This window comes from Blastomonas sp. UPD001, assembly GCF_003426715.1.
In the GTDB taxonomy this organism is placed as follows: Bacteria; Pseudomonadota; Alphaproteobacteria; order Sphingomonadales; family Sphingomonadaceae; genus Blastomonas.
Genome location: NZ_QKVT01000001.1, coordinates 3,169,337 through 3,182,960 on the forward strand (window position 1 = coordinate 3,169,337; position 13,624 = coordinate 3,182,960).

Genomic DNA, 13,624 nt, shown 5'->3' on the forward strand with positions numbered 1-13,624 from the left:
CGGCGCGCTGCGCAGAATGGGGTATACCAAGGACGAAATGACCGCGCATGGGTTCCGCGCCATGGCAGCAACGCTGCTGAATGAGATGGGTATCTGGAACAGCGATGCCATCGAACGGCAACTTGCCCACGTAGAAGCCAACGCCGTGCGCAGAGCCTATACTCGCGGGCAGTATTGGGAAGAGCGGGTCCGCATGATGCAGCATTGGTCTGATTATCTCGATCAGCTCAAAGGTGGCGCCAACGTTCTCCGGCCTAAGTTTCCGCAGGCTGCTCGGAGATAAAGGCTGGAGTTGGCCAGTTTGTTGAATGGCGAGTAAGGGGGTGATTGGCGGAAAGCTACCGTCAGATCTGCCCCTCACCAACGGCAGGTCTCGACAATCAGGCGTCGCGCACGCAATGACCGCAAAGTCCCAGAACCTTCCGGCGGCTGCCGACCCAGATTTGGTCGCTCACGGCTTTCACAGCAAACGTCCGCTCCCGACAGAAGCCGCCGAATTGAGGTTGCGCGGTCAAATGCATGATAGACGCCCCCATCCAAGCGTTCGTCAAAATGTCTGGCACGCAATATCGGTGGTCGCACCATCGAAAACGACTATGTGCGGGTTCCATCTTCCCCGGAAATCCTGAGAACGAGCATCGCATCATTAGTTTATGGCGCTAGGCAAGGTCAGGTACCCAGAAGTAATCTCAGGAACCGCCGGTCGGACCAGCCGCTCGGCTTTCCGCTTAGCATATCCGCCATGTTGAGTTTTGCCTGCCGCACGATGGTCAGTTTGCGCGAGGGGATGACGTACAGCCGCTGGTCGCCTGCCCCTGCTGCCACCACCATGTCACGGGGAAACTCGGGGCCTGCCTTCGTAATGTCGGTAGCGGCGGTAATGGCGTCCTGGGCAGGGGTGGCGCGCGGAAGCCACCAGGTGAGGCCATAGGCAGGGTTGGGCGTGCTGCCGTCGAACAGTGCGCGCAGGGCAGCTTCGTCGACCAGCCTCTTTCCATCCTGCATGCCGCCTGCGCGCACGAACTCGCCAAGCTTTGCCCATTGCTCGGCGCACATCACAACGCCCTGCGGCATCAGCGGCTGGCCGTCCGGTCCATTGCGCCAATCAGCTACCATCACGCCCAGAGGTTGCAGCAGGCGCCGCTCGGCATAGGCGCGGGGGTCGTCACTCTGGCCTGTAGCGGCAAGCTTGCGCTTCAAAATCTCGCCGAAGATCTGCAGCGGTGTCGGTCCGTATTGAAAGGCTGCGCCCGGTTGCTGGGTCAGCGGCACATTCAACGATTCAGTATAGCTCAGCGGCCGACCGACGGCAGAAGGGTGCCCGCTGGTCATCGACAGCAGGTGCCGGATCGTGATTGCGCTCTTTTGCGGGACGCCGCGCCATTCGGTGATCGTGGCGGCGGCTGGCTCGTCGAGGGTAATGAGGCCGTCCTGCACGGCCGCGGCTGCCACCAACCCAATCAAGCTCTTGGTGCCGGACCACAATTCGTGCGGCAGGTCCACGCCAGGCGAGGCGCAAACAGCGCGACCGTCTGCCAGCACCAGCACCGCGACGCCACCATGCGCTTTTGAGTAGGCGATGGCAGCATCGCAGCCAGGGATGGTCGGCGCTGAGGCTGCCGCTTCCTGCGGAGCAAGCCATACGGCTGTCACCAATGCCAGTGCGCGCCAATGCCTCATCACAGGAAACTCCTCTGTCAGTTGCTCTTGTCATTATTTATATTATCGATAATAATATGTTTGACAACGATCGATTGCCAGCCGTTTCAGCATGGCTAGGATGTTGCTGTCGTTTGCTTCCTGAATTGCTCCAGCTTGAAAGCCATGACCGCCCGCATGACCGATGAGGAAACCACCCCTACCCAGGACCGGGTCATTGCGCGACTGCTGACCAACGACATCGTCGAATGGCGCATCGCGCCGGGCACCTGGCTGCGGGAGCGCGAAATCGCGGCGAGATTCGATGTCTCGCATGCCCCGGTACGCGAGGCGTTCCGCCATCTGGCGCGCATCGGTCTGGTCAAGGTGGTGCCGTGGAGGGGCACGTTCGTGATCGATGTCGACGACCATGCCGCCAACGAGGTGTACGAGCTGTGGAAGGCTCTTTTCGGTGTGGTCTGCCGGTTGGCAAGCCAGACAATGAGCGACCGTGATGGCCGCGAACTGATGCACCGGCTGGTCGAGTACAAGGACATCACCCAGCGGTCGAACAACACGTTCGAACATATCCGAGTCTCCAATCGCATCGGTCGATTCATTGCCCGGCGCTGCAACGCGCCGCTGGCCCTGGAACTGCTCGACCGGGTCGCGTTGCTCGCGCGCTGGCAGCACAATGTCTACACCGAAACCTACCTGACCGAGCATGCCAGTGAGGCCGGAAAGCAATCGGCGGTATTGTACGAAAAACTCTGTCGCCATATCGTGGCGCATGAGGCGGATGCGGCCGACGCGACCGCGCGTGAGTTGATCGGCGTTACACAGGCGAGCTTTGCCGAGGCACTACAGGAATACAAGGACCGCAGGAGTAAGGCCAGGCCCGCGCGGCGCCGGAGCAAACCGGCATGAGCCATAGCGACATGCGTCGGCGAGCCGTGTTGAAGGCAGGGCTTGCCGCCCCGCTTGCAGCTCCCCTCGCCGTGCCAGCCGCCGAGACGCTGAGCAGTGCGCCGCTATCCGTCGAACGGCTGATGGAAGATGTGCGCACTTATGCCGCGGCAGGCAACAAGCAGTCTGGCGGCGCGGGGGATCGCTCGACAGCGGACTGGACGGCAGAGCGGCTGGCAGCATCCGGCTTTGCGGTTCAGCGGCAGGCGTTTGATGCACCGTTCTTTGAGCCTGGGCGCTGCGAGCTATTGCTAGGCAATGCCGCGATCCCGCTGATTGCGCAACCGCTCGTCGTGGCCACGCCGCCAGCGGGAACCAGTGCACCTTTGAGGCTGACGGATATTGGCGGCACGCTTGAAGGCAGCATCGCAGTGGTCCGTCTGCCCTATCGGCGCTGGTCGTCGCTGATCGATGCTGGGGTACGCAAGCCGGTTGCCGACGCGGTGGCGCGCGGGGCGGTGGCAGTCATCGTCGTCACCACCGGGCCGACCGGCGAGGCCCTGCTGCTCAATGCGCGTGGTGATTCCCCCTTCGCACCGGTCCCGATCGCGCTGCTTGCGCCGCGCGAGGCAGGACCGGTCGTGGAAGCCGCGCAGGCCGGGCGTGCGGCGCTGCTGCACATTCAGGGGCAGGCGGGCCAGCGTCTGGCAGAGAATATCATCGGCCAGCGCACCGGTCCGCGCGCGCCTTGGGTCGTGGTTTCGACCCCGCGTTCGGGCTGGACCGATTGCGTCGGCGAGCGTGGGCCGGGGGTGGCTATCTGGCTGGCGCTGGCGCAGTGGCTGCCGCGCTACTTCGGATCATACAACATCCTGATGGTCAACAACTCGGGTCACGAGTACGAAAATCTGGGTGCCAGGCGCATGATCGAGACTTTTGGTCCCCCACCACAGCAGACTGCCCTTTGGCTGCACCTGGGCGCAAATGTCGCCACGCGCGACTGGCATGAATTGCCGGATCGGCTGCTGCCTCTGGCCAGCGCCGATCCTTTCCGCTTCCTGATGACATCGGACGATCTGGTCGCAAATGCGCGCGCAGCATTCCGCAAGCAGCCGGGGCTTGAGACGGCCTATTCGTCGGCAGAAGGTGCCGCTGGCGAGTTGCAGGAAATCGTCAAGGCCGGCTATCCGCGCCACGCAGGCATTTTTGGCGCGCATCGCCAGCACCATGCGGTATCGGACACGCTAGACACGATCCTGCCTGATGCACTGCACGCTGCTGCGAGAGGTTGCTGCGCGCTAATCGCGTCTGCTCTCCAACCCAGGATCTAAGGCTTAAGCACGGCCATGCGGTTTTGGCCTTGACACCGACGCGCCTTATGCAGAGAATTATCGATAATAATCGCTGGAAAAATGGAGAGGAATCTATGAGGGGCACCGCGCACCTGCTTTACTGCTCGGCGGCAGTCTGGACGGCGATGGCAACTCCGGCCTTTGCTCAGGCGGTGGATGATGAAGCCGAGACAGCCACCCAGGACAGCGCGGCAGATACGAATGACGGCTCGATCGTGGTGACCGCGCGCCGCCGCGAGGAGCGGCTGGCCGATGTGCCGAGCGCCGCTTCGGTGATCGATGCTGCATCGCTGTACGACCGGGGCGGTGCGACCGGCAGCGGCGAACTGCTCGCCGATCAGCCCAGCGTACGCTTCAACAACCTCAATTCGTCGATCACGTCGGAAATCTCGATCCGCGCATCATCGACCGCGCGTGCCACAAACGGCGATCCCAGCATCGGCCTGTACCGCAATGGCGCGTATATCGGTGGCGGCGCGATCGGCGGGCGCAACTTCACCCGGCTCGACTTTCTCGACATTGGGCGCGTCGAGGTGCTGCGCGGGACACAGGGCGCGCTGTATGGCCGCAATGCGGTGGGCGGCGCGATCAACATCATCTCGGCTGCGCCCGAGTTCGACCTGTCCGGCTGGGGCAGCGTACGCTATACATTTGAAAACAACGCCCTGCAGGTGCAGGGCGCGGTGAATGTGCCGGTGGCCGATGGGCTTGCGTTCCGACTGAGCGGTGAGTTGGTCGAGCAGGACGATGGCTTTTTCTACAACCCCGACAACGATGTCTATTTCGACCAGCAAAAGGGCCATGGTCTTCGCGGCCAGTTGCGGCTCAACCGGGGACCAGTCGATCTGACCATCATGGCGGAAACCCAGTCCTTCACCGTCCCCACGATCCATTACCAGATTTTCATTCCGGCGGGTACGCCCGGTTTCCCAGGCGGATATGCGCAGGACCGGTTCAATTACCCATGGAACACCGCGCCGCGCGCTACCCAGGATGTTGATGGCCTGCAGGCGTTGCTGAAGATCGACCTGGGCGGGGCAGAATTGAGCGGGACGACGTCTTACCGCAGGCGTCATTCGGAGTACGACCTCGATAATGACGCGATCAGCCCTGCCGAACTCGCCAGGGCGCGCGCGGCCGGGCAGATCGGTGCGGCCACGCCGCTGGACCCCAGCAGCGCCAGCTTCATTGTCGATACCACCGATATATTCTCGCAGGATCTGCATATCAGCGGCAAATCCGGGCGGCTGACCTGGCTTGCAGGGGCCGACGCCTATATCCTCGACAGCGACTTTTCGGTTACCACCACCCGCACGCCGACGCCTGCCAATCCTTCGCCCGGCAACATTGCGCCCGCGCGGCTGAATTTTGAAAGCTACGCCGCGTATGGGTCGCTGGGCTATGACCTGACCGACAGCCTGAACCTTACCGGCGAACTGCGCTACACGCGCGACAGCCGCACGATCACCGCCAGGCTGTTCGATCTGGCGACATTGCTGCCCACCGGTGGTCCGTCCCGGATCATCGACGACAGTATCACGGCGGACAACCTGTCGTACAACGCAACGCTTGCGTACAAGGTCACGCCCGATATCCTCGCTTATGGCAAGGTCGGTAGCAGCTATCGCGCGGGCGGCTTCAACACCCGCCTGTCCGATCCGCGCGCGCCGCGCCCGGTCGAGGTTCTGTTCGGCAACGAGAAAAGCACGAGCTACGAGCTTGGCTTCAAAGGATCGCCGGTGCGGCGTGGATATTTCGCGATCGCCGGATATTTCACCAAGCTGGAAGACCTGATTGCACAGGTCGATGATGGCTGCGCGCTGACCAATGCGGCTTGCCCGGTGGCCGCAGTCGCATATCTCACCAATGCCGGCGACGCCGAAAGCTGGGGCATCGAGGCAGAATACAGCCAGGGCTTCGATCTGGGGGACGGCTCCGGTCGGCTTGCGCTTAGCGGATCGCATCAGGGCGGGGAGGTGAAATCGGGCCGCTTTGTCGGGCTTGATCTGGCGCAGGTGCCCGACTGGCTGGCGTCGGCCAACCTCAACTTGCGCTATCCGGTCAGCCGCGATGTCACGCTGATCAGCAACGTGCTGGTGAACGGCCAATGGGGCGGCAAGCAGGAACTGACCGCGACCTCGGTCGATCTGGACGATTATGTTTTGGTCAACTTGCGCCTGGGCGTCGATGTCGGCGGCTTCAGCATCAGCGCCTTTGCCAACAACGTGTTTGACAAGGTGTACTTCGTCGCACAGGCACCCACGATCAACCGCTACAGCCAGCCGCGCGTGTTCGGCGTGGAGGCCCGCGCCCGGTTCTGATCGCGACAGTTGATCGTCCGGTGGAAAGCCGGTCCAACATCAAGGCATGCACTTATGCGCCGTTTTACCTTCATCGCTGCGGCCCTGGCATGGCTTGTGCCGACCGGTGCCATGGCACAGCAGCCGACCGAGGGGCCGGTGGTCAACGTGGAGCAAGGCCAGCTGGCAGGGGATCGCGATGGGGAACTGGAGCGGTTCCACGCTATCCCGTTCGCCGCGCCGCCGGTCGGCCCGTTGCGCTGGCGTGCGCCGCAGCCTGCGCCGCGCTGGACGGGCATGCGCGATTCGTCCCGGCTGGGGCCGGCATGTCCGCAGACGATCCGGCCTGCGGTGGTGGCAGGGGGCGTTGCCGATAATCAATCCGAAGACTGCCTGCAGCTCAACATCTGGCGGCCTGCAGGCGCGCGCAAGCTGCCGGTGATGGTGTGGATCCACGGCGGTGCACACGTCATCGGGTCGGGAACATTCCCTGCATTCTATGGCACTGCGCTGGCTCAGCAGGGGGTCATCGTGGTGACGGTGAACTACCGCCTGGGCGCGCTGGGCTATTTCGCGCACCCCGCGCTCACACGTGCGGCCCCGGCTGGTGAGCCGACTGGCAATTACGGGCTGATGGACCAGTTGGCGGCCTTGCGATGGGTGCAGGCAAACATTGCCGCATTTGGTGGCGACCCGCGCCAGGTCACGTTGTTCGGCGAATCCGCCGGGGCGATCGCGGTCTCGACCCTGCTCGCCAATCCGCAAGCCAAAGGGCTTTTTGCGCGCGCCATCGTCCAGTCCGGGGTGGGTCTGGCGGATATGAAGACGCTGGCGGATGAAGAAGCGCGCGGGCTGGCGATAGCCGCGCGGGCCGGGGCAGATTCTTCCGCAACTGCGGACGATCTGCGCGCGCTGCCGGTCGAGGCGCTGGTAAAGGCTGGCGAGGTCCGCAAACCCGGGGGGTTGGCCGGGCCGTTCATCGATGGCCGCCTGGTCCGCGAATCGCCGTGGCGGGTCTTTGCCCGTAGTGAGCTGATCGACGTGCCGCTGCTGGTTGGCGCCAATAGCAACGAGGCCAGCGTCATCCTCGCTATGGGCGTGCCGCTTGAGGCTGCGCTGTTATACCTTGGCGATGATCCCGCCGTCGGGCGCGCTGCGTATGGGGCGGGATTGGCCGACGAGGAACTGGCGAGGCAGGTGCTGGGTGATGCCTGGTTCGTCGCCCCAGCGCGCTGGTTGGCGCAGCGTTCCGCCGAGGGCGCAGCAAGCTACCTCTACCATTTCGATTACGTGGCTGAAGAGCGGCAGGCGCGGGCCAAGGGCGCGGCGCACGGGTCTGAAATCCCATATGTGTTCGGCACTCTCGATTATCTCGCGTCTGTCGCCGGGCCGGTCAGTGCCGCCGATCGCAGCTTTAGCGAAAGCATATCCGCCTGCTGGGTGGCATTTGCCAAGACCGGCGCGCCGGATTGCCCGCTGGCTCCTCACTGGCCGCGATACGACAGCGCAAGTGACCGCGCCGCCGTGTTCGGCCCGCAAACGGCTATCGTGCCCCAATTTCGCAAGGCTCAGCTCGACCATCTGCTCAAGGTGCATGCGCAGCGAACGGGGGTGAACCCCTGACCGCAGCGGCCAGCTTCGCCTGCCAGCTATCGATAAATCCAAGCAAGCAAGGAGAGACGGACATGGCAAGGTTGAAGACGGGAGTGTGGTTGGCAGCAGCCGCGGCGAGCGGTGCGTTGGCGCTGGCGGCAAAATCGCAGCAGGACGGGTCGGCAGGGTCCGGCGAGTTTCTGGTCCAGCTGCCGCCTACATCGCCGCAGCGATCGTCTGTTCCCCTGGTCGCCTCTTCCGCTTCCGCGCCGGCAGGTGTGTTCAAGACAGTCGGCGGTTTCAATTATGATTGGACCGCGCTTGAAGAGGCGATCATGGATGATGCGCAGGTCGACAATGCCTACATCATCGTCGGCAATGCTACGGACTCGGAATATCTGTACGAGTTCGAGAAAGGCAGTTTCAGCATCGATCGGGTGACCCCCATTGCCTCGGCCTCCAAATGGTTCACCGGCGCGCTGGCGATGCGGATGGTGCAGGCGGGGCTGGCAACGCTGGACGATCCGATGCGTCCACCGCTGGCATTCTGGACGACGACCGGAACCAAAAAAGACGTCAAATTGAAGCACACGCTGTCGATGACATCGGGCTTCAACGCCAATCCGCTCGTGGGCGGCTGCCAGCTGCTGCCCACCATGTCGCTATATAACTGTGCCAAAAGCATTCATGATCTCCGGTATGATGCCTTGCGCCCCGGCAATGCGCCAGGCGCTCAGTTCAGCTATGGACCCCACGGGCTGCAGGTCGCCGCAGCATATCTTGAGGCCAAGGACACGAGCATTGCGCCGGGTACATCCCCTGCACGACAGCGCAACATTCACGAGCTGTTTGCCCAGCACATCACGACGCCGCTCGGCATGACCAGCACGGCCTTGTACGATCCTGCAGGGAGCGCGCCGACCAACCCTTGGATTGCAGGCGGAGGCCACTCCACCGCCCGCGATTATGCCAAGCTGCTGCGCGCGTTCCTGGGAGGTGCCTTCATCGTCGACATGGACACCTTCACGCAGCAGCGGACCGCCGGATTGACGCGCCTGTTCGTCCCCGGCAGCGCCTCGACCTGGGAATATGCTCTGGGCTCGTTTGTCGAATGCGACACGCCTGCGGCGTGCGCAACCTCGAAGATCAATTCGTCTCCGGGCGCTTTTGGCTGGACCGGCTGGATCGACCGGCAGACTGGTTACTACGCGCTGATCGCCACCGAAATATCCAGCGGCGGTGATGCTAAGGGCGTGGAGCTGGAACAGCAGATGCAAAGGTTGATCGAAACTGCAATCGAAAGCCGAGTACCAACGTCTTAAAGCGTACACTAGCCCCCACCTGCTCGGTAGCCCAAAGCGGGTGGGGGAGGCATCCGTCCCTTCGGGCCGCGTGGCGACTGCGATTGTCGAATGCCTGGAGGGTCAGCTGCGACCATTATGCGAGACCGGCCAGCGGGAGCAGTGGGTCGAGCCTTAGCCACTACTGCCATCGACCGCATAGCCAATTGAACGTCGGCGGCTGATAAGACCTGCCGTTCCGTTAGGCACTCTTGAATGGCGGAAATGTCCCAAACTCGGCTATTCGGACCAACTGGCAGCGATGTCCGCTTTCAGGCAATTGCATGGGGCCGCAATGGCTTGAAATCGGAGCGCATCGCTGAATGTCGCTTGACGAATTCCTAGTCGCTCTTGCATCCCTCAGCATGCGACGGCTGCCGTTCAATTTGCCCGTTCAATCGACAACCTCATAGAACATCGGGTTCTTGAGCCATTCCTCAATGGCGGACTCCCGCCACCCGCAGCATCGCTCGGCGAGCTTGACCTGCCTCGGGAAAGTCCCGGCCTGGATCTTGCGGTAGAGCGTCGCGCGGGAAAGCCCGGTGCGATCGAGCACGGTGTTGAGCCTTAAGAACCTGTCGGGTGCATGGGAAGCCATGGCCATTGTCTCCATCTGGTGATGTGATCTGCCCCTGCCTGCGATGAGATTGGCGATGCGCCGCGCAGCGTCAATCGAACGGCATGCGGGTGCTTCGCAGGCTTTGGGGCAGGGGAGCGCGGCGCGCCTGTTTTCGGATGCTGCGGCGTAAGCAGATTATTTCTGCTCACGACGTCTCTTGATGTCTTGGCGCTTTGGCAGCGCGTCTGCGGACGCCGCTGCGCGGCGGCGTTTGCCCCGCTCGGGCGGGACACTGGGGGCCGTCAATCGCCTCTGGCCACGCCAGGTCAGCGCGCAACCTGCGTTGCGGGTCATACACTCCGTTGCGGTGCCTTACGGCATGCGCGCTGCCCGTTGCAGCGTGGCCGCCCTGCGATCTCTCGCCGCCCCCCAGCGCCCCTCCCGGGCCGGGTTACGGTGGGAAGGAGACAGGACAATGGAACACAGCACTATCCGACAGAGCCGCTACAGCGAGGTCACGTCACGCATCATCGCCGAGCTCGAGCAGGGACGGCTTCCCTGGGTTCAGCCCTGGGATACATCGCTTTGCGGTTGCACCATGCCACACAACGCAGCGACCGACCGGCGCTATTCGGGCATCAATGTCCTGATCCTCTGGGCCGAAGTGGTCTGCAAGGGCTACGGTTCGCAGCGCTGGCTGACCTATCGTCAGGCACAGGCCGCAGGCGGCAATGTCCGCAAGGGCGAGAAGGGCACGACCGTCTGCTATGCCGATAGGTTTACGCCGAAGGCCGAGGCCGAACAGGCGAGGGGCAAAGACCGCGAGGCCCGCACCGTTGCATTCCTCAAGCGGTTCACCGTGTTCAATGTCGACCAGTGCGAAGGTCTGCCCGATGACATGATCGCAGCCCCGGTCGCGACCGATCCGGTTCTTGCCGTTGCTGAGGCGGATGCGATCATCAAGAAGAGTGGCGCCAGGTTCAACATTGGCGGCGACGCCGCATTCTACAGCCCGGCCCATGACTTCGTGCAGGTACCACCGCAGGCCGCCTATCACGAGCCGGTCAACTGGTACCGCACCGCGCTGCACGAGCTGGGCCACTGGACCGGCCATCCGAGCCGCCTCGACCGTGACCAGAAGGGAAGCTTTGGTTCGCAACCTTATGCCCGCGAAGAGCTAGTCGCCGAGATGGCAGCCGCGTTCACGTGCGCATCGCTCGGCATTGCACCTACCGTCCGCCACAGCGACTATATCGCATCCTGGCTTTCGGTTCTGCGCGACGATGAGAAGGCGATCTTCCGCGCTGCCAGCGCTGCCAGCAAGGCAGCAGATTATCTGCTGGCTTTCACGGAGGACGCAGCATGAGCGCCCGCCTTTCACGAGCGCAGCGGCGGCGGCTGCGCTGCGCCGAGCGCGCCGTCGATCGGATGTCGCCGATGCAGCGCGAGATATTTCTCGCCATCCGTGTCGATGAGCTCAGCTATTCCGAGGTTGCCGTATTGCACAGCATCACCGTCACCGAGGTAGAACAGCACTTCGCAGGCGCTTTGCGCATCCTCGACCGGCACATGCACGAACGCCACCACAAGTGGTGGCAGTTCTGGCGATGAGGGCCGCCTTCGACCTTGCCAAGTGTCTGTCATCTCTACAGGGTGGCTGAAGTCATGCGCACCGATATCGATCATCTACCTGCCAACAAGCAGCGCGAGCTTGAGCGCGTGAAGCAGATCATCTTCGAGGAGTTCGAGGACGCGCTGGCGCTCGCCACGAACAAGTGGAAGAAGAAGGGCCGGATCGAGAAGCTGATCCTTTATGGCAGCTATGCCCGGGGCGGCTGGGTCGACGAGCCGCACACGGCCAAGGGCTATCGCTCTGATTTCGATCTGCTGATCATCGTCAACGACAAGCGGCTCACCGAGCGGGTCGATTACTGGCTGAAGCTTGAGGATCGTCTGATCCGCGAGCTGGCCATCGACCGGACGCTGCACACGCCGGTCAACTTCATCGTGCACACGCTTCAGGAGGTGAACGACGGGCTGGCGCATGGCCGGTATTTCTTCATGGACGTCGCGAAGGACGGCATCGCCCTGCACGAGGCCGACGACCGCGCGCTGCACACGCCCAAGCCGAAGACGCCCGAGCAGGCGTTGGCTATGGCGCGGGAGTATTTTGACGAGTGGATGCCGAGTGCGTCAGACTTCTACGACGGTTTTACCGATGCAAAGAACCGGGGGAAGCTGAAGAAGGCTGTCTTTGACCTCCACCAGTCAGCAGAGCGCATGTACCATTGCGTGCTGCTGGTCTGCACCTTCTACACGCCGCACGTGCACAACCTTGGTTTCCTGCGCAGCCAGGCCGAGCGCATCGATATGCGCCTCGTCGATGCCTGGCCGCGCGACACGCGCACCGATCGCGCGCGGTTCGAGAAGCTCAAAGAGGCCTATGTGAAGGCGCGCTACTCGAAACATTACCGCATCACCGAAGAGGAGCTGCTCTGGCTCGGCGGCTGCGTCGAAGAACTGGGCCGCGCCGTTCATTCCATCTGCTCCGAGCGCATTGCGATGCTCGAACAGAAGGTCCATGCATAATCAACAGATCGAAAGGGACGATCGATGGAAGATACAGATACTCTCGTGGCGCTGACCGCCGACATTGTCGCTGCCCATGTCAGCAACAACAGCGTCTCGATTGCCGATGTCGCGACGCTGATCGGCAGCGTGCATTCTTCGCTTTCCGGCCTTGGTGAGGCACCGGAACCCGAGCCGCAGCCCGAGCAGAAGCCGGCAGTGTCGGTCCGCTCTTCGATCAAGCCCGACTATCTGGTCTGCCTTGAGGACGGCAAGCAGGTCAAAATGCTCAAGAGCTATCTGCGCACCAACTTCAACATGACGCCCGAGGAATACCGCGCCAAGTGGAACCTGCCAAAGGATTACCCGATGGTCTCGCCTAATTACGCAGCGCGCCGCCGCGAGCTGGCGATGGAGATCGGGCTCGGCAAGAACGGGCGCGGTGGCAGGCCCAAAAAGGCTGGCAGCAAATAAGGTTCAGCTGCGCTGAAAAGTCAGGCTGATCCGCTATCGGAATCGATGGCCTGACTTTCCGCCAGCGCGCTGCTGATCATCGCAGCCAGTGTCTCTTCGGCGCGCGCCCGCACGCCAGCATCGCCCGAGAGCAGATCCTGCCGCACCCATTGCGGTGCGCGTTCGAGAACGCGCAGCACCAGTTGATTGATATCCCCCGTCATGGTGCGAGCCTATGCGCGATCATCTGCTGTCCGCCAACTGATTCTGTGCGAATGCCCTCGCGCCCCTGCGTCGCCAAAGCAGCAGCTGCAGGTCGCGGTTGTCGCCGCGCAACGTGTTGGCTGCTTCAATGAGTAGCCCGAGGATCACAGCGCGGTCATCGTCCTTCAGCTCGATGAGCTCTGCCTTGGCGATTAGCCCGCCCAGCTCGATCAGCTGCTGTGTCCGCTCTCTGCGTTTGACCCGCCACTCGCGCATGTCATGCCGTGCCCGGTGTGCCAGCAGACGGTTGCGCCCCTGGATCGATCGCTTGTGTGCTGCTAGTGTCCTTGCCAGCTGATCGGCGAGCATTGGTGCTTCCCTGAAAGAACGCAACGCCGCGTTTGCGCCAGGCCTCCTTTCGTGACGGATCATCGTTGCCGGTCGCGGCGAGCAGGACGCCCGCCAGCACTTCAGTCCCGAGAGCGTCGGCCCCGGTGGCAATGACGAGCTCGCCAAGCTGTGTCTGTTTGCGCGATCGGAGCTGCTTGGCCTTGTCGTTCAGGGCTTGCAGCTCGGCGTCGTAATCGCGGGGTTTGCGCATGATGGGCATCCTTCCGTTGTCGGTGAACGACCAACCGGCTATCCCTCTCCCATCCAGCAGACAACAGGCTGGGTCATCGTGAGACCCTGTCAAATCTACGGCGACCAGAA

15 protein-coding genes are annotated in these 13,624 nt (G+C 62.8%); 10 read left to right on the forward strand and 5 right to left on the reverse strand.

From position 1 onward, the window contains the following. A partial coding sequence (locus DM995_RS16100) for a tyrosine-type recombinase/integrase (protein ID WP_502696592.1) occupies positions 1–283 on the forward strand: 283 nt, incomplete at its 5' end. Positions 284–669: 386 nt separating this feature from the next. Here the strand turns inward: DM995_RS16100 and DM995_RS16105 are convergent. After that, complete coding sequence (locus DM995_RS16105) at positions 670–1,680, reverse strand: serine hydrolase domain-containing protein (RefSeq protein WP_116970079.1); 1,011 nt, start codon at positions 1,678–1,680, stop codon at positions 670–672. Between the two features lie 156 nt (positions 1,681–1,836). Between DM995_RS16105 and DM995_RS16110 the strand changes: the two genes are divergently transcribed. The 5 genes from DM995_RS16110 (at position 1,837) to DM995_RS16130 (ending at position 9,111) form a co-directional block, all read left to right on the forward strand. Beyond that, on the forward strand, positions 1,837–2,565 hold the full coding sequence (locus DM995_RS16110) for a GntR family transcriptional regulator (protein ID WP_116970516.1): 729 nt from the start codon (positions 1,837–1,839) through the stop codon (positions 2,563–2,565). Positions 2,566–2,636: 71 nt separating this feature from the next. Continuing rightward, a complete protein-coding gene (locus tag DM995_RS16115; RefSeq protein WP_116970080.1) occupies positions 2,637–3,875 on the forward strand; it encodes a hypothetical protein in 1,239 nt (412 codons plus the stop codon). Positions 3,876–3,970: 95 nt separating this feature from the next. Next, positions 3,971–6,217 carry a TonB-dependent receptor gene (locus DM995_RS16120; RefSeq protein WP_198669391.1) on the forward strand — a complete coding sequence of 749 codons (2,247 nt, stop codon included), beginning with the start codon at positions 3,971–3,973 and terminating at the stop codon, positions 6,215–6,217. Between the two features lie 54 nt (positions 6,218–6,271). Then, the gene (locus tag DM995_RS16125; RefSeq protein WP_116970082.1) at positions 6,272–7,819 is read left to right on the forward strand and encodes a carboxylesterase/lipase family protein; all 1,548 of its coding nucleotides are present in this window, start codon (positions 6,272–6,274) and stop codon (positions 7,817–7,819) included. A gap of 62 nt (positions 7,820–7,881) precedes the next feature. Further along, entirely contained in the window at positions 7,882–9,111 is a 1,230-nt protein-coding gene (locus DM995_RS16130; RefSeq protein ID WP_116970083.1) for a serine hydrolase domain-containing protein, read from the forward strand. Between the two features lie 412 nt (positions 9,112–9,523). On the opposite strand, the gene DM995_RS16135 is transcribed toward DM995_RS16130, so the two are convergent. Then, entirely contained in the window at positions 9,524–9,727 is a 204-nt protein-coding gene (locus DM995_RS16135; protein ID WP_116970517.1) for a helix-turn-helix transcriptional regulator, read from the reverse strand. Positions 9,728–10,163: 436 nt separating this feature from the next. On the opposite strand from DM995_RS16135, the gene DM995_RS16140 reads away from it, so the two are divergent. The 4 genes from DM995_RS16140 to DM995_RS16155 all read left to right on the forward strand — a co-directional run bounded on the left by DM995_RS16140 (position 10,164) and on the right by DM995_RS16155 (position 12,730). Further along, positions 10,164–11,054 (forward strand): ArdC family protein, encoded by an 891-nt coding sequence (locus DM995_RS16140; protein WP_116970084.1) that lies wholly within the window; start codon positions 10,164–10,166, stop codon positions 11,052–11,054. A gap of 71 nt (positions 11,055–11,125) precedes the next feature. After that, positions 11,126–11,299 carry a sigma factor-like helix-turn-helix DNA-binding protein gene (locus DM995_RS16145; protein ID WP_232824507.1) on the forward strand — a complete coding sequence of 58 codons (174 nt, stop codon included), beginning with the start codon at positions 11,126–11,128 and terminating at the stop codon, positions 11,297–11,299. A gap of 54 nt (positions 11,300–11,353) precedes the next feature. Next, positions 11,354–12,277: a HEPN domain-containing protein gene (locus DM995_RS16150; RefSeq protein ID WP_116970086.1), complete on the forward strand. Its 924-nt coding sequence runs from the start codon at positions 11,354–11,356 to the stop codon at positions 12,275–12,277. Between the two features lie 24 nt (positions 12,278–12,301). Beyond that, on the forward strand, positions 12,302–12,730 hold the full coding sequence (locus DM995_RS16155) for a Ros/MucR family transcriptional regulator (RefSeq protein WP_116970087.1): 429 nt from the start codon (positions 12,302–12,304) through the stop codon (positions 12,728–12,730). A 20-nt stretch (positions 12,731–12,750) separates the two neighbouring features. Here DM995_RS16155 and DM995_RS16160 read toward each other — a convergent pair whose 3' ends face one another. From DM995_RS16160 to DM995_RS16170, 3 genes are read right to left on the reverse strand one after another with little or no spacing between them, the layout of a single operon-like run. Beyond that, the gene (locus tag DM995_RS16160) at positions 12,751–12,933 is read right to left on the reverse strand and encodes a DUF6771 family protein (RefSeq protein ID WP_116970088.1); all 183 of its coding nucleotides are present in this window, start codon (positions 12,931–12,933) and stop codon (positions 12,751–12,753) included. Between the two features lie 19 nt (positions 12,934–12,952). Further along, positions 12,953–13,189 carry a conjugal transfer protein TraD gene (locus DM995_RS16165; protein WP_116970089.1) on the reverse strand — a complete coding sequence of 79 codons (237 nt, stop codon included), beginning with the start codon at positions 13,187–13,189 and terminating at the stop codon, positions 12,953–12,955. Position 13,190: 1 nt separating this feature from the next. Next, entirely contained in the window at positions 13,191–13,514 is a 324-nt protein-coding gene (locus tag DM995_RS16170) for a conjugal transfer protein TraD (protein WP_116970518.1), read from the reverse strand. Positions 13,515–13,624 lie beyond the last annotated feature (110 nt).